At 70.1% G+C, this 17825-nt stretch carries 16 protein-coding genes and 1 pseudogene; 8 read left to right on the plus strand and 9 right to left on the minus strand.

Annotated elements, in window-relative coordinates; all coding sequences use genetic code 11:
• Positions 1–127 precede the first annotated feature (127 nt).
• The 3 genes from NQU54_RS33930 to NQU54_RS33940 all read right to left on the minus strand — a co-directional run bounded on the left by NQU54_RS33930 (position 128) and on the right by NQU54_RS33940 (position 3469).
• Entirely contained in the window at positions 128–898 is a 771-nt protein-coding gene (locus tag NQU54_RS33930) for a YqjF family protein (protein ID WP_257634384.1), read from the minus strand.
• Between the two features lie 101 nt (positions 899–999).
• Positions 1000–2877, minus strand: a complete 1878-nt coding sequence (locus NQU54_RS33935; protein ID WP_257634426.1) for a propionyl-CoA synthetase — start codon at positions 2875–2877, stop codon at positions 1000–1002.
• A gap of 373 nt (positions 2878–3250) precedes the next feature.
• Positions 3251–3469 (minus strand): EF-hand domain-containing protein, encoded by a 219-nt coding sequence (locus NQU54_RS33940; protein WP_069861491.1) that lies wholly within the window; start codon positions 3467–3469, stop codon positions 3251–3253.
• Between the two features lie 325 nt (positions 3470–3794).
• Here NQU54_RS33940 and NQU54_RS33945 point away from each other — a divergent pair, with 325 nt between their 5' ends.
• From NQU54_RS33945 to NQU54_RS33965, 5 genes are all read left to right on the plus strand, one after another.
• On the plus strand, positions 3795–4310 hold the full coding sequence (locus NQU54_RS33945) for a sigma-70 family RNA polymerase sigma factor (protein ID WP_257634385.1): 516 nt from the start codon (positions 3795–3797) through the stop codon (positions 4308–4310).
• Positions 4307–4942: a hypothetical protein gene (locus NQU54_RS33950; RefSeq protein ID WP_257634386.1), complete on the plus strand. Its 636-nt coding sequence runs from the start codon at positions 4307–4309 to the stop codon at positions 4940–4942. The genes NQU54_RS33945 and NQU54_RS33950 overlap by 4 nt, the downstream gene beginning before the upstream one ends.
• 108 nt (positions 4943–5050) lie before the next feature.
• Positions 5051–6634 carry a YncE family protein gene (locus NQU54_RS33955; protein ID WP_257634387.1) on the plus strand — a complete coding sequence of 528 codons (1584 nt, stop codon included), beginning with the start codon at positions 5051–5053 and terminating at the stop codon, positions 6632–6634.
• Positions 6635–6644: 10 nt separating this feature from the next.
• Entirely contained in the window at positions 6645–7379 is a 735-nt protein-coding gene (locus NQU54_RS33960) for a DUF1775 domain-containing protein (RefSeq protein ID WP_257634388.1), read from the plus strand.
• Positions 7380–7490: 111 nt separating this feature from the next.
• Positions 7491–8312 carry a universal stress protein gene (locus tag NQU54_RS33965; RefSeq protein ID WP_257634389.1) on the plus strand — a complete coding sequence of 274 codons (822 nt, stop codon included), beginning with the start codon at positions 7491–7493 and terminating at the stop codon, positions 8310–8312.
• A gap of 413 nt (positions 8313–8725) precedes the next feature.
• Here the strand turns inward: NQU54_RS33965 and NQU54_RS50580 are convergent.
• Positions 8726–8896, minus strand: a pseudogene (locus NQU54_RS50580) (DUF1062 domain-containing protein); the annotation flags it as partial.
• A gap of 398 nt (positions 8897–9294) precedes the next feature.
• Between NQU54_RS50580 and NQU54_RS33970 the strand changes: the two are divergent.
• Positions 9295–10431, plus strand: coding sequence for a PQQ-dependent sugar dehydrogenase (locus tag NQU54_RS33970; RefSeq protein WP_257634390.1), 1137 nt, complete (start codon positions 9295–9297; stop codon positions 10429–10431).
• A 9-nt stretch (positions 10432–10440) separates the two neighbouring features.
• Here the strand turns inward: NQU54_RS33970 and NQU54_RS33975 are convergent, their stop codons facing one another.
• The 4 genes from NQU54_RS33975 to NQU54_RS33990 all read right to left on the minus strand — a co-directional run bounded on the left by NQU54_RS33975 (position 10441) and on the right by NQU54_RS33990 (position 14402).
• Positions 10441–11277, minus strand: a complete 837-nt coding sequence (locus tag NQU54_RS33975) for an ABC transporter ATP-binding protein (protein ID WP_257634391.1) — start codon at positions 11275–11277, stop codon at positions 10441–10443.
• 4 nt (positions 11278–11281) lie between these two features.
• Complete coding sequence (locus NQU54_RS33980; protein WP_257634392.1) at positions 11282–12247, minus strand: FecCD family ABC transporter permease; 966 nt, start codon at positions 12245–12247, stop codon at positions 11282–11284.
• 56 nt (positions 12248–12303) lie between these two features.
• Positions 12304–13338, minus strand: coding sequence for an ABC transporter substrate-binding protein (locus NQU54_RS33985; RefSeq protein ID WP_257634393.1), 1035 nt, complete (start codon positions 13336–13338; stop codon positions 12304–12306).
• A 119-nt stretch (positions 13339–13457) separates the two neighbouring features.
• Positions 13458–14402, minus strand: a complete 945-nt coding sequence (locus NQU54_RS33990) for an SDR family oxidoreductase (RefSeq protein WP_257634394.1) — start codon at positions 14400–14402, stop codon at positions 13458–13460.
• 278 nt (positions 14403–14680) lie between these two features.
• Between NQU54_RS33990 and NQU54_RS33995 the strand changes: the two genes are divergently transcribed.
• The gene (locus NQU54_RS33995; protein ID WP_257634395.1) at positions 14681–15523 is read left to right on the plus strand and encodes a helix-turn-helix transcriptional regulator; all 843 of its coding nucleotides are present in this window, start codon (positions 14681–14683) and stop codon (positions 15521–15523) included.
• A 253-nt stretch (positions 15524–15776) separates the two neighbouring features.
• Entirely contained in the window at positions 15777–17321 is a 1545-nt protein-coding gene (locus NQU54_RS34000; protein ID WP_257634396.1) for an FMN-binding glutamate synthase family protein, read from the plus strand.
• A 22-nt stretch (positions 17322–17343) separates the two neighbouring features.
• Here the strand turns inward: NQU54_RS34000 and NQU54_RS34005 are convergent, their stop codons facing one another.
• Positions 17344–17820, minus strand: a complete 477-nt coding sequence (locus NQU54_RS34005) for a (2Fe-2S)-binding protein (protein WP_257634397.1) — start codon at positions 17818–17820, stop codon at positions 17344–17346.
• Positions 17821–17825 lie beyond the last annotated feature (5 nt).

The following is a 17825-nucleotide window of genomic DNA, read 5'->3' on the forward strand; positions in this document are numbered from 1 at the left end:
GTGCACCGAGGCCGTCCGCACGAGGACGGACGACGGCTCGGCCGGTGTGCGGCCAGGACCGGGGCACGTCGGCGCGTACGGTCATGGTCGACCTGGAAGAGGGCGCGGGACCTGCGGAGGTTGCGCGTCATGGCACGGAGCCGGGGATCGGGCCGGGCCGTACGCGGCGGCCGAAGCGCACGGGCACACCCGGGGAGTACAGCACGCTCACCGGCGGTCCGGCGGGCGCGGACAGGCCCGCCGCCCGTATCAAGTCTTCGTCACAGCCCAGCAGTTCGGCGCTCCACAGCGGCCAGCGCGAGTGGGTGTTCGGCAAGTACACCGACCGCTGGAAGAACGCGTTGTGCATGCCCCAGCGGGCCGTCAGGAAGTTCTCCAGCTCGCTCGGTTCCGCCACCCGTTCCCCTACCCGTATGGCGATCCGGCTGCGCGCCCCGCGGGGCTCCGGCCAGCGGCGGGTGCTGGTGTACGTGAGGGTGTCGCCGTCCCGCTCGACGCTCATACGGGACCACAGATAGGGCAGCCGGAAGGCCGCGCGGGCCACCGCCACCGGGATCAGCCGGGAGGCGTCGAGCGAGCGGAAGACCACACCGCGGCGGCCGTGTTCGTCGACCGAGTACAGACGGACGTTGGTCTCGGGAAAGGTGCCCGGACAGGGGATGCCGGGCAGCCGGAACCAGCCCACCCGGTGCATACGGAAGGCGACGAGCCCGACATAGGTGGTCCCCTTCAGCGTGTCGGGAACCGTCCCGGCCGGAAGGATCGCCGCCACCTCGTCCGGATCGGCCTCCCAGTGGAGGAACGCGAGGTCGAGCCAGGACTGGGTGAGAAAGGGACGGGGGGTGTCGCCCGGCGGGTCCGGGGTGATGGCTTCCGGTGCACGAGGGGTGAGCGTCACGGGGGCAGTGTCGCAGCAGCCCCGCACGGGCCCGGCGGCCGGTACCCCGGGGTTCCCGGCCGCCGGGCCTCGTCCGGCCGCGCGCACCCCGGGGCGAGCGCTCACTCAGGGCGCAGCACGGACCGCAGCGCGTCCAGCACCGCCGGGTCCTCGATCGTCGACGGCACCGGTTCGTCGCGCCCGTCGGCGATCCCGCGCATGGTCTTGCGCAGGATCTTTCCCGACCGGGTCTTGGGCAGCGCGTCCACCACCGAGACGGAGCGGAACGCGGCGACCGGGCCGATCTCCCGGCGCACCGCCGCGACCAGCTCCTGGCGGAGGTCTTCCGCGCCGATGTCGACGCCCGCCTTGAGCACCACAAAGCCCCGCGGCAGCTGGCCCTTGAGCTCGTCACGCACCCCGATCACCGCACACTCGGCGACGGCCGGGTGCGCCGCGAGCACCGCTTCCATCGCACCGGTCGACAGTCGGTGCCCGGCGACGTTGATCACGTCGTCCGTGCGGCCCATGACGAACAGATAGCCGTCCGCGTCGCGGTACCCGGAGTCACCGGTCAGGTAGTAGCCGTCGTACCGCGACAGATATGCCTCGACGAACCGCTCGTCATCGCCCCACAGGGTGGGAAGCGCGCCGGGAGGCAGCGGGAGCCGGATCGCGATCACGCCCTCCTGCCCCGCGGGCAGTTCGGCACCGCCCGGGTCGAGGATGCGCACGTCCCAGCCGGGGACCGGGACCGTGGCCGACCCGGGCTTGGCCGGCATCGGCTCCAGCCCCTGGAGGTTCGCCGCGATCGGCCAGCCGGTCTCGGTCTGCCACCAGTGGTCGACCACCGGGGTGCCGAGGTGCCCGTGTGCCCAGTGGTAGGTCTCGGGGTCGAGCCGCTCCCCCGCCATGAAGAGGGTGCGGAACGACGACAGGTCGTACTTCTTCAGCTCGGCGGCCTCCGGGTCGACCCTCTTGATCGCCCGCAGTGCCGTGGGAGCGGTGAACAGCGCCTTCACACCGTGTTCGCCGATGACGCGCCAGAACGCACCGGCATCCGGGGTCCCGACGGGCTTGCCCTCGTACAGCACGGTGGTCGCGCCGATCAGCAGCGGTGCGTAGACGATGTAGGAGTGGCCGACCACCCAGCCGACGTCGGAGGCGGTCCACCAGACGTCGCCCGGCCCGATGTCGTAGACCGCGGCCATCGACCATGACAGCGCGACCGCATGGCCGCCGTTGTCGCGCACGACGCCCTTCGGCTTGCCGGTGGTCCCGGAGGTGTACAGCACATACAGCGGATCGGTGGCCGCCACCGGCACCGGGCCGACGGGCTCCGCGCCGGCGATGAGCTCCGCCCAGTCCAGGTAGCGTCCGCCGAGCTCCGCCCGCGCGGTGTCGCGCTGGTGGACGACCACCTTGTCCGGCTGGTGGGTGGCGAGGGCGAGCGCCTCCTCGATGATGGGCCGGTACTCCACCACCCGTGCCGGTTCGATCCCGCAGGACGCGGTGACCATCGCGACGGGCTGGGCGTCATCGACACGGGCGGCCAGTTCCCTGGGCGCGAAGCCGCCGAAGACCACCGAGTGCACGGCGCCGATCCTGGCGCAGGCCAGCATGGCGATGACCGCCTCGGGCACCATCGGCATGTAGACGATCACCCGGTCGCCCTTGCCGACACCCAGCGAGCGCAGCCCTCCGGCGAAGCGCGCGACCTCGTCACGGAGTTCCGCGTAGCTGAACCGCCGGACCGTGCCGGTCACCGGGGAGTCGTGGATCAGGGCGGTCCGGTCGCCGCGACCGGCCTCGACATGGCGGTCCAGGGCGTTGTACGAGGTGTTGAGCTCACCGTCGGGAAACCACCGCATCAGCGGGGCGCGGGAGTCGTCCAGAGCCTGGGTCGGCGGCCGGGTCCAGTCGATCGCCGACGCGGCGTCCAGCCAGAACCCTTCGGCATCCTCGAGGCTACGGTGGTGAGTCTCGTCGTACGCGCCCATCAGAGCCCTTTCACGTCGCCCGGCCTTGAGAGTTGTGAGCAGTGTGGCCCATGGACCGGGCGGCGGCCAGCCTTCGCCCTCCCCCGCGCCGACGCGGCACTCGGCTTCCACGCGGGCCACCTGCCCTCGTGTGCGGGGCCGTCGACAGCCGCGCACGGTCCGCGCGGTCCGCGCGGCTCCGTCCGTTGTCCCGTACACGCGGGAGACCCCGAGCGCATGACGGCCCGGGGTCTCCGCGTACCGGTGTGTTCGGGCGGCTCGGCCACCATCCGCCGCTGCCGGGCGACCGCGGCTCCGCTCCGGCCACGCTCCGCGCGATGGCGGGAAGGAGCCGCACCGCCGGCCGCAGGTTCACCTGCCGGACCCGGCGGTGTCAGGCATTCATGGCCGCCCAGAACTCCTCGAAGGACATCTGGCGGTCGCCGTTGGTGTCGAGCGAGTCGATGAGCTCCTGGGCCTGCGCCCGGGTGATCTCCGAGCCCTCCAGCTCCGCCACGACTTTCCGGTATTCGTCCGCGGTGACCAGGCCGTCCCCGTCGAGGTCGTAGCGGTCGAAGACCTTCCGCGCCGCCGTCTCCATGATGTCCGCCATGTGCTCCGCCCTTCTGCGATCTTCGCTGACGGGCCCAGGCTATCCGTCCGCCCGGAGCGACCCGGGCGCCGCCCGAACCGCCTGACCGGTTGACCGACCGGCCGGCGATCACGGAGCCGCCCCTCGGATCCCGCCTCCGTATGAAGTGACGCAGGTCACCTCTGCGCCGATCAACACTCCCGTACCGCTGCCCGTATCCCCTCGCGCATCACGCATGGCGAGATCGGAGGATGCTGGTGGATGTGTGGCATACCGGGAACGGCGGGCGCCGGTAGTGGGCGTCCGGATGTGGCGCGGACGCCGGAAGGGGTCCGGCGACGAGTCCTTGGGCAGTGAAACGGGGGTGCGCGCCGCCTATCACGAGTACGGCGGCGAGCTCCTGGGCTTCGCCCGTAACGCGCTGGGGGACACTCAGCTGGCCGAGGAAGTCGTGCAGGAGGTGTTCCTCCGGGCCTGGCGCGCCTCGGATTCGTTCGAGAGCGGGCGAGGGAGCCTGCGAACCTGGCTGTATGCCATCGCCCGCAATGTGATCGTGGACGCCCGGCGGCACCGGGCCGTCCGGCCGACGGTGGCGCACCGGGATGAGACGGAGGAGATGCACCGGGATCCGGGGGCCGACCCGTACGATCGGCTGCTGGCACGGATCGAGCTGCGCGAGGCGCTCGACCGGCTGTGCCCCCAGCACCGGGAAGCGGTCATCGAGGTGTATTTCCTCGGCAGGACCTGTGCCGACCTGGCCGCGGAGCTCGGCATCCCGGCCTCCAGCGCCCGCAGTCGCCTCTACCACGGCATCCGAGCGTTGCGCGACATCCTCGACGAGAACGGATGGCTGGCACCATGAGCGACTTCTGCACCACGGTCCGTGGGGAGGTCACCGAACTCCTGTTGCTGGGCAAGCCGTTGCCCGTCCCCCTCGCTCGCCATGTGGCGTCATGCGAGGGGTGCGCCGAGGAGGCGGAAGGCGTGCGCCGGGTGGTTCGGACCTTCGAGCGGGCGGAATCCGTTCGTATCCCATCCGCCCTCCCCGAGTCCGGCGGAGCATCCGCCGTCGTCTCGGTGCGGCCGCTCGGGCGGGTCCGCCGCCGGATGGCGGTCGGAATCGTGTGCGTGGTCCTGGCCGCGTGCGCGGTCTTCGCCACGGTGATGGCGACCTCCGGCGATGACACCCGCACACACGTCGCCGCGGTCCATGTCGCCCAGGACGGCGCGATGGTCTCGCACCCCTGGGGCACCGAGATCCCGGTGTCGCTGTCCGGGCTGCGCGCCAGCGGTACCTACCGGCTGATGACGGGCAACGCGCGCGGCGACCGTGTGCAGGCGGGCAGCGTGCGGGCGAGCGGAAGGGATGGCGCGCCGCTGCACGTCCGCATGACCACCGCCATGCACAAGGACACCATCACCACGCTGTATGTACAGGACGCGGACGGGCACTTCGTCGCCCAGGCCCCGGTGGGCCCGCACCGCGGCACCTGACAGGGGCATCACCCCGCCCCACCCGGACTTTCCCCCGAACCAGGGCCGGTCATGAACCTGCCCTTCCCTCAATGCGCCCTCAGGGGCACCTTTTATGGAGGTTTATCAGTGTTCTCAATCAAAAAAACCGCCGGCGCGGCCGCGGTGCTGACCGGCGTGGGCGCCGCCGCCCTCGGAGTCGTGAGCCTGGCCCAGGCCGACCCATCGCACCCGGCCACGGCCCGAGGCGGCGCGGCGAAGACCACCGCGGGCGACGGTACGTCGGTTTCGGCGCGCGTCTCGGGCCGGGACCGCGTGTACACCGCCGACCAGATCTCCAACACGGTCACGGTCATGGATCCGTCCACCAACAGGACGCTGGGCACCATCGCCCTCGGCGCCCAGCGGCTCGGCGCCACCCTGGGCCCCCAGTACACCGACAACGTCGGCGTGCACGGCCTGGCCTTCTCCCGTGACGACAAGCGGCTCGGCGTGGTGAGCGTCACGAGCAACACCGTCGACATCATCGACACCGCCACCAACAAGGTGATCAACGAGACCGACGTCGGCCGTGCCGCGCACGAGGGCACGTTCACCGCGGACGGAAAGCAGTTCTGGGTCGCCGACCGGGGACGCGACACCATCACGGTCGTCGACGCCGTACACGGCGGTGTCATCCGTACGATCAAGGTCGGCCCCGGGCCGTCCAAGGTCGTCCTCAGCCCCGACGGCAGGACGGCCTACATCAACCACATCAGCGCCCCGGAGATCACAGCCGTCGATGTGACGTCGCACAAGGTCGTCCACACCATCAAGGGCCTCGGCGACGCCTTCTCCTCGGACGAGTCGATCTCACCCGACGGCACGGAACTGTGGGCGGCGCACAAACGCGCGGGGCTGACCAGTGTCATCGACCTCGAGCACCGCGAGGTCACGGCCGTACTGAAGACCGGACCGGACACCAACCACCCCAACTTCGCCAACACGGCGCATGGTTCGTTCGTCTATCTGACCGTGGGCGGTCTCGATGAGACCCTCGTCTACCGCCGCGACCCCGGCGGCACACCGGAGCTGGTGACCCGCGTCCACGACACCGGGCACGCACCGCATGGCCTCTGGCCCAGCGGCGACGGCACCCGCGTGTACGTGGGCATGGAGAAGTCCGACGCGGTCGACGTCATCGACACGGCCACCAACAAGGTCATCGACACGGTGGCCGTGGGCCAGGAGCCTCAAGCCCTGGTGTACGTGCCCAACGCGGCGCCCGCCGGCTCCGCCGCCAACCTCGGACGCCAGGGCCTGGGCGACGCGCCGCACAACGTGCCCACCAGCCTGCCCGACGGAACGGCGGGCGAACCCATGCGCCCCGGCGACAAGGGCCGCCGGCTGGAAGCGACGGTCCGGCCCGTCAGCGGCCTCGACATGATCCAGCTCCAGGCACGCGGCCTCCGGCCGACCACCACCTACCGGGCGTACGCCGTCCAGAAGGACGGCAGCAAGGTCCCGCTGCTGTCCTTCACCACCGACTCCTCGGGCAACGCCGCCCAGGTGCTGGCCTTCGCCGACTTCACCGGTGTGCGGATCTCCCTCACCTCCGAGGGCAGGGCCACCCCCCAGACCCTGGCCCGGATGTCGGCCGCGGTCGCCTCCATGCACCCGGGCTCGGACAGCGCGGTCGAGGCCGCCGACCTCCTGTACTGCGACTGCTGCTGAAGGGCCCGGTATGACTCCCCCACCTCGCATCCGCTCCGGCCGGCGTACGCACAAGGCGGCAGCCGTGCTGGCAACGGCCGCAGGGGTGCTCCTCCTCGCGGGCCCCGCCTCCGCACACGTGCGTGTGTTCTCCGACGGGGCCGAGGAGGGAAGCCCGGCCACACTACGGTTCCGGGTCCCCTCCGAGAAGGCGGACGTCACCACCATCCGTCTCGAAGTCGCCCTCCCCAAGGGGGTCACACCCACCGCCGTACCACCGGCCGCCGGATGGACGCGCAAGGAGATTCCCTCGCGCGAGGGCGGGCCGATCCACCTCATATGGACCGCCACGGCAGGCCATGAACTCGAGCCCGATGCGCACCGCTACTTCGACGTACGAGTAGGGCCGCTCCCGAAGAGGCCGAGCATCGCCTTCGACGTGACCCAGACGTACTCGGACGGGTCGGTCGTGAACTGGAACGAACGACGGACGGGCAACGGGGAACCGGACTTCCCGGCACCCGTACTCATCCTGGACGCTGGTGCGGCCAAGGCGGAGCAGGGCCAGCGGAAGGCGGCGCCACGGCCCACCACGACCGGCACCGACGCCCCCGTCCGTACGGCGGCGACCCCCCGGAAGGAGGGCTCGGACACGGCATCGTGGATTCCGTGGACCGTGGCGGCCGCCGCGGTCCTCGGCGCCGGCACCGTCGTCGCCGTACGCCACCGATCGGCCCCCGGCGAAAGCGGATCGACACCGCGTTGAGGAAGCGCCCGGGTCAGGCGGGGTGTGGTGGGACTGGGCGAACGGCTCAAACCGAGTCGCGCACCACCCGCGCGACGCCGACGATGAACGGGATCGAGCCGTGGAGGAGTGATGGGCAACCTGGTGGTTGTGGGAGCGGACGGCTCGCCGTCGAGTCTGGCCGCGGTGGAGACGGCCGCGAAAGAGGCCCGGCGACGTCATGCGGAACTGCGTGTGGTGTACGCCCTCAACTGGCCGGTCGGACCCATGTACGCGCCGCTGGACACCACACCGCTCAATCGCCTGGTCTCCGAGGCCGCGGACCGTGCGCGGAGCGTGGCCCCGGAGACGACGGTCACCGAGGCCATGGTGGCGGGCGACACGGTGTCGGTGCTGAAGGCCGAGTCGAGGGAGGCGGACCTGCTGGTCGTGGGTGCCCGCGGGGTGGGGGGCTTCATCGGCATGCTGCTGGGGTCGACGGCGGCGTCCCTGACGGCCCACAGCCGGTGCCCGGTGATGGTGGCCCGCGAGGAGTCTGCCGACGCCGGCCCGATCGTGCTGTGTGTCGACGGCTCCCCCACGAGTGAGATGGCGGTCGAGTTCGCCTTCGCCGAGGCGGCGCTGCGCGGAGCCGAGATCGTGGCCGTGCACGTATGGCTGCCGGATCATGCGCCGGCCGGTACCGGTGTCGAGAGCGCGGAGCGGCTGCCGGCCCAGGCGCTGGCCGGGCACGCGGAGAAACATCCCGATGTCACGGTCACACGCGAGGTGGCGAGTGGCGAAGTCCGGGAGGTGTTGATCGAGAAAAGCAGGAACGCCCAGCTCATGGTCGCCGGAGCCCGGGGGCGCGGGGGGTTCACCGGTCTGCTCCTGGGGTCGGTGAGCCAGGCGCTGCTGCACCATGCGCACAGTTCCGTCGTCGTGGTCCGCGGCCAGGCGCCCCCTCCCCCATGACGACCCACGACCAGCCGCCACATCCCTGGGTGATCACTCGGACGGCCTGCCGCGGTCGCCAGATGCGGTCGGCGGGGTGAGGCTGAGACCGTCGATACAGCACGGCCGCCCCGACAAGGCGTGTCCAGGGATGACCACCACCGTGCGGAAGGGCCATGACGTGGCGCAGACCCCCGGGTCGGCGAACTGCTCGCCGACGTCGCGACCAGCCGCTTCTCCGGCGACATCGTGGTGTCGGACACCGGAAGCCTCCGCGGGGACCTGGAGCGCTACGCGTCCGACCTCGCCAGGGACCTCAGCGACCCGGACACCCTCGCCCTGGTACGCGCCACCCCCGGCACAGGCGCCCACCGGCCGCGGTGTGCCCGGTGCGGCGACGGGCCGTACGGCGACTGCCAGGCCGGCCGCTCGTCGGCCGTGCCCCCGCACCGGGTGCACGGCGCGAAGAGGCGGGTGTTGAGGAGCTTGTGGTCCGCGTTGACGCGGAATTCGCCGTTCGCCCGGAAGTGCCCGGAGGCGCACCCGTCGCAACGGCGGAGAACGATGGACAGACAGGCGGGCACGACCGCCCAGGTTTTGGACACAGAGTTACACCGATTCCCGTGAGAGGACCACAGCGGAAAAGAGCACGGCGCACATGTGCGACGCGCGACGGATCAGCGCTCAGGAGGTCTCACATGGTGTACAACGGCATGTCCTTGACAGAGTGACCGGGGGCGGGAGCACGGTAGCGGCACACGGGAGTGTGGCTCCACCGATTTTCGGGCGGGTGGCGCGGGTTTCCGCGCGGCGGAGGGCAGAACCGGGGCAGATGGATGGAGTCCTGGTCTATACCAGGCAACGTCCGTCCCAGTATCCTCATCCACAGCCAGTAGCACACCATCCCCCCACCCAGGTTGCGTGCCGGCGCGGGCGACACCCCCCCTGAACCTGCCCAAGCAGCCGGGTGACCTCCCGATTCACCGCCTCCAGGAGGATCACGGTGAAAGTTCGCACCAGAAGCTCGGCCATCATCGGCACCATCTGCCTCGTCGCTTCCCTCGCCCTGACCACGGCGTCCGCCGACGAGCCCGCCGCCCCACGGCAGGCAGCGAAGATCGCGCTCAAGAATGTGGCCAAGGCCCAGAATCCGACCGCCGGTGCCGCCGGCCCCGGAGGCACGGTCTGGATCGCCGAGCGCGCGGGCACCGTAAGGACCTTGGACGATCAGGGGCTCGGCGACCCCGTCCTCGACATCTCCGACGAGACCACCACCGACGGCGAACGCGGTCTGCTGGGCATCGCGTTCGACAAGGACTTCGCGCACTTCTACATCTCGTTCACGGACCTCGAAGGCACCAGCACCGTGGACGAGTTCGCCGTGCGGGACGGCAAGCTCCAGCCGGACACCCGGCGCACCGTCCTCACCCAGTCGCAGCCCTACTCGAACCACAACGGCGGCGATATCAAGTTCGGCCCCGACGGCTACCTCTACATCGCCCTGGGCGACGGGGGCTCGGGCGGCGATCCGCACGGCAACGGGCAGAACCTCGACACACTGCTCGGCAAGCTCCTGCGGATCGACCCGAGCGGCGGCGAGCCGTACGCGATCCCGCCGGACAACCCGTTCGTGGACGACCCGAACGCGAAGGACGAGATCTGGGCGTACGGGCTGCGCAACCCGTGGCGGTTCTCCTTCGACGCGGCCACGGGCGACCTGTTGATCGGTGACGTGGGCCAGAACGACTGGGAGGAGATCGACTGGGCCCCGGCGAACAGCAAGGGCGGCGAGAACTACGGCTGGTCCCAGATGGAGGGCACCCATCCGTTCCGCGGCGGCACGGAACCCGCGAACCATGTGCCGCCGATCCATGAGTACGACCGCGCCAATCTGGGCTGCTCGGTGACCGGCGGCTATGTCTACCGAGGCGACGCGATCCCGGACCTCAAGGGCCAGTACGTGTTCAGCGACTACTGCGACGGCACCATCCGCTCTCTCCAGATCGAGAACGGCAAGGTGACCGGCGCGAACGACCTCGGAGTCAACGGCGGCGAGGTCATCTCATTCGTGCAGGGCGGCGATGGCGAGCTGTACGCGCTCGCCATCGGTGGCACCGTCTCCCGCATCGACCCGGCTTGACGACTGCTCTCATGTCCCAGTCGGCGGACGGCCGTCTCGGTGCTCCGGGGGGCCGTCCGCCGTAGTCTCTCCGTCGGCTAGGGCATCGGCGGCGTATGTGATGCGGATGACGCCGTCGGCATGCCGTTCCGTGCGTGCGCGGACGCCGAAGACGTCGCCGAGTATCCGCGGGATCAGTACGTCCAGGACCGGTCCCGCCGCCACCACGGTTCCCTCGTGCAGGACGACCAGGTGGTCGCAGAGCCGGGCGGCCAGGTCGAGGTCGTGCAGGACCGCCAGCGTGGTGATGCCGGTGGTGCGGATGAGGTCCAGCAGTTCGAAGCGGGCGCGGATGTCGAGGTGGTTGGTGAGTTCGTCCAGCACGAGGAGCTGGGGGCTCTGGGCCAATGCGCGGGCCAGCAGGACGCGTTGGCGTTCTCCCCCGGACAGGGAGGCGTAGTCCCGGTCCGCGAGCGCTCGTACGCCGCAGCGGTCGACGGCGTCGGCCACGGCCCGGTGGTCCTCGGCTCCGTCGCGTCCCAGCAGACCGTGGTGGGGGGCGCGGCCGAGAGCGACGATCTCGGTGACGGTCAGTCCGGTGGTGTTGCCGCCGCCGTCCTGGAGGACGGCGGCGGTGCGACGGGCCGCGGTGCGCGGGGACAGGGCCCATACGTCGTCCTCCCCCACCCTGACCACACCGTCCGCCGGCCGCAGTGAGCGGTAGACGGTGCGCAGCAGGGTGGACTTGCCGCTGCCGTTGGGGCCGACGAGACCGACGATGTCGCCCTTGCGGGCCTGAAGGCTGACATCGCGGAGGATCGGGTTGCGGTCGAGCGTGACGTGCAGCCGGTCGACGGTGAGTTTCATGCGTCTAGTCCAAGCCCTTGTTGCGGCGCAGCAGCCACAGGAAGAAGGGAGCTCCGAGCAGAGCGGTGAGGATGCCCAGGGGGATTTCGTTGGGGCGGTTGAGGGTGCGGGAGAGCAGGTCGACGAGGACCAGGTAGACGGCGCCCAGCAGGGCGGTCAGCGGGAGCAGCCGGCGGTGGTCGGCGCCGGTGGTCAGGCGCACCAGATGCGGGATCATCAGGCCGACGAAGCCGATGCTGCCGGCGACGGCGATGACGGTTCCCGTCAGCAGTGCGGTGAGCACCAGGAGTACCGCGCGCAGCCGGTTGACGTCGACGCCGAGCGCGGTGGCGGACTCGTCACCGGCCAGCAGGGCGTTGAGCCGCCGGCCGAAGAGAGTGAGCAGCGTGGTGGTGACGAGCACCACCGCGGTGACGGTGGGGAGTTGGCTCCACTGGGCGCCGGTGACGCTGCCCAGCATCCAGAACATGACTGTCCGCAACTCGGCCGGTGTCGCCTGGAGTTGCACATAGCTCGTGGCCGAGAGGAAGACGTAGCCGACGGCGACTCCGGCCAGCACCAGCCGGGTCGGCGCCAGGCGTCCCCTCCGTTGTCCGAGGGCGAAGACCAGCACACCGGCGGCGATGGCGCCGAGGAAGGCGGCCGCCGACACCCCGAGCCCGGCCAGCGCGGCGCCGCCGCCCAGGGTGATGACCAGCACCGCGCCGAGCGTGGCGCCGTAGGAGAAACCCAGCACGATGGGGTCGGCCAGCGGGTTGGACACCACGGTTTGCAGCACGGCGCCGGACACTCCGAGGCCCGCGCCGACCACGGCCGCCAGGACCACCCGCGGGGTGCGGAAGTTCCAGACGATCTGGTCCAGCGCGGGGTCGGAGTGCGCCTCCCCCGCGCCGGTGACGTGGTGGAGGACGATCCTCCACACATCGCCGAGCGGAACGTTGACCGCGCCGATACTGATCCCCACCATCATGGTGACGATCAGCGCGACGGGCAGGAGCGTGAACGCCAGCGGAGCCCTGAGCCGGGTCAGAACGCCTCGGGGTGCAGCAGCTTGGCGATCCTTTCCACGGCCAGGTCGTTGCTCGGGCCGAGGTACATCGAGTCCGACAGGACGACGTACTTGTTGTTCTTGGCGGCTGACCACTGGGGGAACTCCTTGAGCAGCTTCTTGGCGTACGCCGCCGGATTGGGGTCGTTGTAGCTGATGACGACGAGGGCGTCGACGTCGGTGGCGGCCACCTTCTCCTTGCTCAGATCGGCGAAGAGGGTCTTGGAGGCGTTCGCGAAGGCGTTGGCGCCGCCGGCTTTGGCGAGGATGTCGTTGGCGATGCCGTTGCTGAAGACCGAGCTGAAGTCGTTGCTGCCCATGGACATGTTGGAGAAGAGCACCATGACCTTCGGGCGCTTCTTCCCCTTGACCTTTTCGGAGACCGCCGCGATGTTCTTCTCGGATTCGGCGATGAGCTTCTCGGCCTTGTCACCGACGTTGAAGATCTTTCCCATATCGCGCAGCAGCCGGTAGCTGTCGGCGACGGTCATCTTGGAGGGGTCGTCGTCGCAGCCCTGCGGGGAGACGTAGCTGTTGGCTCCCACCTGCTTCAGCTGATCGCGGGTGGCGAACCCGTTCTTCTGGTCGAAGCCGTATGTGGTGACGGACAGGACGAGGTCGGGACGCAGACCGAACATGGCCTCGCGGGGGATGTCGTAGCCCTCGTTGAGCTCGACGTCGCCGGTGGGCAGGGCCTTGATGGCGGCGGCCCGGCCGGCGACCTCGGACCTGCCGTAGGTCTGCTGATTGGCGACGATCTTGTCCTGGAGGCCGAGAGCGAGGAGGGTGGAGACCTCGGCGACCGAGGCGCCGTTCATGACGACGACCCGGCCGGGGTCCTTCTTGAAGGTCTCGCTCCGGCCGCAGTTGTCCAGGGTCACCGGATATCCGGCCTTCGAGGCCCCGGTCGCCCGTGTGCTCGCCCTGCCGTCGTCGGAGGAACCGCCGCATGCCGCCGTGAGCAGACAGAGGGCTGCGGCCAGAGCGGTGGTGGCCGGCCGGTTCATTGGCATGCGGGCTCCCTGCGTGCGGAAGGTATTCCTCGGGCTGAAAGGTGTCTTTCAGGTAGTCGGGCCGAAGTGGTCCCGAGTTCCGGGGAATTCCCGGCCACGGCGGCGGGAGCAGCGGCGGCTCAGCTGTCGGGGAAGGAAACCTCCGTGAGCTCTTCGGAGACCCGCCAGACGCGCTGGGCCTCCTCGGTGCCGCGAAGGCGCGAGTAGAGCTTCTGCTCTCCGGGAGGGCCGCCCGCGTGCCCGAGTCCGCGCGGCCCATAGAACCCGCCACGCTCGGCGTCGGGCGCGGTGGCGGCGTACAGGGCGGGAAGCTGCGCGGTGTGGACCGTCCCGACGAGGATGCCGCGGGCGGACAGGGTCCGGATCATGCGCACGCTCCGGGTGTCCCGGTCGCGTCCGACCTCGGGGCGGGCGGCGAGCAGGTTCGTCGGGGCGACCCCGGGATGGGAGAGGTTGCTCGTGATGCCCCAGCCATTCGCCTGACCACGCCGGTCGAGTTCGAGGCCGAAGAGCCCGAACGCGGTCTTCGACTGGCTATAGGCTTTCATGCCGTCGTAGGAGCGTTCCCAGTTCAGGTCGTCCCAGTTGATGGCGCCCTGATTCGCCGCGACGCTGATCTGTGAGGTCACACGGGCGTGGCCGGCCCGCAGCAGCGGCAGCAGATGGGCCACCAGGGCGAAATGGCCGAGGTGGTTGGTGCCGAATTGAAGCTCGAACCCGTCGGCGGTCGTCTGCCGGTCGGGCGGGGTCATGACACCGGCGTTGTTGATGAGGATGTGGATCGGCCGGCCCTCCTCCCGCAGGGTCTTGCCGAGGGCCGCGGCGGAGGCGAGGGAGGACAGGTCGAGCTCGCGGAGCGACACGTTCGCGTGGGGGGCCGTCCGGCGGATCGTGGTGAGCGCGGCCTCGCCCTTGCTCGGGTTGCGAACGGGCAGGAGCACTTCGGCCCCGGCCGCGGCGAGCCTCGTGGCGAGGCCGAGCCCGATGCCGTCGCTCGCTCCGGTGACGACGGCGAGCCTGCCGGACAGGTCGGGGACGGTGATGTCGATGGGGTTGCGTGGCATGTGCTCACTCCTGGGTTGTGTCGTTGCCCCCACCGTCGTGGAAGACGGCGGCGCTGTTCAGGGCCGCTCGATCCACTGATCAGGAAGTCCGGGCTCCGGCGGGTCCCGGTGGGATCAGTCATGCCCCCGCTTCCTTCGCGCGTGGGTACGTCACCGAGGTTCGGATGGCGCCGTGGCGGCGGCAACTGGTGAAGGGGGGATTGACGATCCGTGGATGTCGAGACGCGCGGACGGTAGAAATGAGCGCCTGAGGAGGCACGCACGGTGACGGAGGCCGCATGGTGATCGATCGGACCGGACTGGCGGAATTCCTTCGGCGCCGCAGGGAGTCGCTGCAACCCGAGGACGTCGGCCTCCCGCGCGGACCACGCCGCAGGACAAGCGGGCTGCGGCGGGAGGAGGTGGCCGCGCTGTGCCATATGTCGACCGACTACTACGCGCGGCTCGAGCGGGAGCGCGGACCCCAGCCGTCCGAGCAGATGATCGCCTCCATCGCGCAAGGACTCCACCTCTCCCTCGATGAGCGCGACCACCTGTTCCGGCTCGCCGGACAGACCCCGCCCCCGCGGGGCGCGGACAGCGAGCACATCGGTCCCGGCCTGCTGCGCATCCTCGACCGCCTGCACGACACACCCGCGGAGATCGTCACCGAGCTCGGCGAGACGCTGCGGCAGACGCCGCTCGGCATCGCGCTCACCGGCGATCTGACCGTCTACAGCGGCCCGTCCCGCAGCCTCGGCTACCGCTGGTTCACCGACCCCGCCGCGCGACGGCTCTACGCCCCCGACGACCATCCGTTCCTCACCCGCATGTTCGTCTCGGGCCTGCGCGGGGTGGCCACCCTGCGGGGTCCGGGTTCCCGCGCGGCCCACTACGCCGAGCTGCTGCTCGCTCAGAGCGAGGAGTTCCGTCGGGTGTGGAACGACCATGAGGTCGGCATCCGGCCGAACGAGGTGAAACATTTCGTCCACCCCGAGGTCGGCGCTTTGGAGCTGACCTGCCAGACGCTGCTCGATCCGGACCAGTCGCAGCTCCTGATCGTCTACACCGCCATTCCCGGCAGTGAGAGCTACGAGAAGTTGCGGTTGCTGTCCGTCATAGGAGCGCAGGCGTTGCGCTAGGGGCCACCCCCGCAGGACAACGTGGGCGATCTGACAGCATCCTCTCGCCCGGCCTCACCTCGTCGTGACACCGGCCGTCACCGGGACTCACACACCCTGCCCCGTTCGCCCACCCGCGCGACCTCTACCATCGCGTGTGGCGTTTCGGCGTCGGAGGCCGATGCCTGCCTGGCCGTGTCCGCCGCCCAACGCCCGCGACGTCCGCCGCACAGCGATGGAGTCGGGTATCGAGCAGTCGAGGAGAGGAACGTTCATGCGCGCTCGGAGCATCGGCGCGGCGGCGGCGACAGCATTGGCGCTGGTGGCTGCCCGCGATCTCGTCCAGAAGAAGCACGCACTGCTCAGAAACTTCCCCGTGATCGGGCACGCCCGGTACCTGCTGGAGACGATCGGGCCGGAGCTGCGGCAGTACGTCGTGACCTCCAACGAGGAAGAGCGCCCGTTCAGCCGTGACCAGCGCACCTGGATCTATGCGTCGGCGAAGGAAGAGAACAACTACTTCGGGTTCGGAACCGACGTGGATGTCGAGCATGTGCAGGGGCACGCGTATGTGAAGCAGCGCACGTTCGCCGGCACGCTGCCCGATCTGCACGACCCGCAGGCCCCGCTGCCCTCGGCCAAGGTGCTGGGCGGCCCGCGCGGGCGCGCCAAGGCGTTCCGGCCGGCGAGCGTCGTGAACATCTCGGCGATGAGCTTCGGCTCGCTGTCCGGCGCGGCCATCACGGCGCTCAACAAGGGCGCGGCGCTGGCCGGCGCGATGCAGAACACGGGCGAGGGCGGCCTCTCGCCGTACCACCGCAACGGCGGTGACCTCGTCCTCCAGATCGGGACGTCGTACTTCGGCTGCCGCGACGAGGACGGCACCTTCAACCTCGACAAGCTCAAGGACGTGGTCGCCGGCGCCCCGGTCAAGGCGATAGAGATCAAGCTCTCCCAGGGCGCCAAACCGGGGCTCGGCGGGATGCTGCCGGGCGCGAAGGTGACCCCCGAGATCGCGGAGATCCGCGGCATCCCGGCCGGCAAGGACTGTGCCTCCCCCTCCCGGCACACCGCGTTCCACGACGTCGATTCGATGCTCGACTTCGTGGAGCTGCTCGCCACCGAGACCGGTCTGCCGGTCGGGATCAAGAGCGCCGTGGGGGAGATGAGCTTCTGGCAGGAGCTGGCCACGCTGATGGCGCGTGGTGATCGCGGGGTCGACTTCGTGACCATCGACGGGGGCGAGGGCGGCACCGGGGCGGCTCCCCTGATCTTCACCGACTCGGTGTCGCTGCCGTTCCGGATGGGCTTCTCCCGCGTCTACGGCACATTCGCCGAGCGGGGTCTGACCGACGACCTCACCTTCATCGGCTCGGGCAAGCTGGGCCTGCCCGAGAACGCCGCCACCGCCTTCGCCCTGGGTGTCGACATGATCAACGTCGCCCGCGAGGCGATGCTGTCCATCGGCTGCATCCAGGCGCAGAAATGCCACACCGACAAGTGCCCCACCGGCATCGCCACCCAGGACCCGTGGCTGGGGCGCGGTATCGACGCGCCCTCGAAGGCCACCCGGGCCGCTGTCTATCTGCGCACCCTGCGTAAGGAGCTGCTGAAGGTCTCGGGAGCCGTCGGCGTCGCCCATCCGGCGCTCATCACCACCAACGACATCGAGATCATGAACGGCGACTACGACGCCCGCACCTTGGCCAGCGTCTACGGCTACAAGGACGGCTGGGGCGAACTCGGCCCGGAGCTCGCCCAGGAGATCACCGCACTGCTCACCGCCAAGCCGACCCCTGTCCAGAAGCCGGCCGACTGACGTGTGAGGAGAGGTTGTTTCCTCACATCTTCTCGGCTCCGGCCTTGATCGCCGCGCGGATCCGGAAGTACGTGCCGCAGCGGCAGATATTGCGGATGCCGTCGAGGTCGGAGTCCGTGATCTCGCGGCCCTCCTCGGCGGCCCGGTGGACCAACGCGACCGCGGCCATGATCTGGCCGGGCTGGCAGTAGCCGCACTGGGCCACGTCCTGGTCGATCCAGGCTTGCTGCATCGGATGCAGATCCGCGCCCACGGTGGCCGGCAGGCCCTCGATCGTGGTGACCTCGTCGGTCGGGCCGAGATTCTTGATGGGGACCGCGCAGGGGTTGACGGCCTTGCCGTTGAGATGGCTGGTGCAGGCTTTGCAGACGTTGATGCCGCAGCCGTACTTGGGACCGGTGACGCCCAGGATGTCGCGCAGCACCCACAGGAGGCGTACGTCGTCGGCGACGTCGACGGCCACCTGTCGGCCGTTGAGGCGGAAAGTGTGCTCGGGCACGGGTT

The organism is Streptomyces malaysiensis subsp. samsunensis, from assembly GCF_024519315.1.
Lineage (GTDB): Bacteria > Actinomycetota > Actinomycetes > Streptomycetales > Streptomycetaceae > Streptomyces > Streptomyces malaysiensis.

Coding starts and splice junctions, on each gene's coding strand:
- NQU54_RS33935 (WP_257634426.1), bottom strand. CDS start 2,877: ATGGGCGCGTACGACGAGACTCACCACCGTAGCCTCGAGGATGCCGAA.
- NQU54_RS33940 (WP_069861491.1), bottom strand. CDS start 3,469: ATGGCGGACATCATGGAGACGGCGGCGCGGAAGGTCTTCGACCGCTAC.
- NQU54_RS33950 (WP_257634386.1), top strand. CDS start 4,307: ATGAGCGACTTCTGCACCACGGTCCGTGGGGAGGTCACCGAACTCCTG.
- NQU54_RS33960 (WP_257634388.1), top strand. CDS start 6,645: ATGACTCCCCCACCTCGCATCCGCTCCGGCCGGCGTACGCACAAGGCG.
- NQU54_RS33965 (WP_257634389.1), top strand. CDS start 7,491: ATGGGCAACCTGGTGGTTGTGGGAGCGGACGGCTCGCCGTCGAGTCTG.
- NQU54_RS33975 (WP_257634391.1), bottom strand. CDS start 11,277: ATGAAACTCACCGTCGACCGGCTGCACGTCACGCTCGACCGCAACCCG.
- NQU54_RS33980 (WP_257634392.1), bottom strand. CDS start 12,247: ATGATGGTGGGGATCAGTATCGGCGCGGTCAACGTTCCGCTCGGCGAT.
- NQU54_RS33985 (WP_257634393.1), bottom strand. CDS start 13,338: ATGCCAATGAACCGGCCGGCCACCACCGCTCTGGCCGCAGCCCTCTGT.
- NQU54_RS33990 (WP_257634394.1), bottom strand. CDS start 14,402: ATGCCACGCAACCCCATCGACATCACCGTCCCCGACCTGTCCGGCAGG.
- NQU54_RS33995 (WP_257634395.1), top strand. CDS start 14,681: ATGGTGATCGATCGGACCGGACTGGCGGAATTCCTTCGGCGCCGCAGG.
- NQU54_RS34000 (WP_257634396.1), top strand. CDS start 15,777: ATGCGCGCTCGGAGCATCGGCGCGGCGGCGGCGACAGCATTGGCGCTG.